Annotated in this window: 1 protein-coding gene; it reads right to left on the bottom strand. The window is 62.1% G+C overall.

Features of this window, described 5'->3' with window-relative positions; genetic code table 11:
- The coding region (locus tag DMY87_RS23955) for a GTP-binding protein (RefSeq protein ID WP_245409038.1) at nucleotides 1–593 on the bottom strand (593 nt) is incomplete at both ends.

Here is a 593-nt window from a genome sequence, read left to right as displayed (position 1 = left end):
GTCTTCTTGGTGTCGCGGATGCCGACGAATTCGACTTCTTCGCCAACCTTGACGATACCACGCTCAACGCGACCCGTGACAACCGTACCACGACCCGAGATCGAGAACACGTCTTCGATCGGCATCAGGAAGGGCTGGTCAACCGGACGCTCAGGCGTCGGGATGTAGGCGTCAACGGCAGCCATCAGCTCGCGAACGGCGTCTTCGCCGATCTTCTTGTCGCTGTCGTTCAGGGCAGCCAGAGCCGAACCCTTGACGAACGGGATGTCGTCGCCGGGGAAGTCGTAGGACGACAGGAGTTCGCGAACTTCGAGTTCGACGAGTTCCAGAAGTTCTGCGTCGTCAACCTGGTCAACCTTGTTCAGGAACACGACGATCGCGGGAACGCCAACCTGACGGGCGAGCAGGATGTGCTCGCGGGTCTGCGGCATCGGGCCGTCGGCAGCCGAGCAAACCAGGATCGCGCCGTCCATCTGCGCTGCACCGGTGATCATGTTCTTGACGTAGTCGGCGTGGCCGGGGCAGTCGACGTGCGCGTAGTGGCGGTTTGCCGTCTCATACTCGACGTGGGCCGTCGAGATGGTGATGCCGCG

The sequence above is a fragment of the Peteryoungia wuzhouensis genome (assembly GCF_003205195.1).
GTDB classification, from domain to species: Bacteria; Pseudomonadota; Alphaproteobacteria; order Rhizobiales; family Rhizobiaceae; genus Allorhizobium; species Allorhizobium wuzhouense.
Note: the sequence above shows the minus strand (reverse complement) of the source record. Positions and strands in the feature narration are given on the sequence as shown.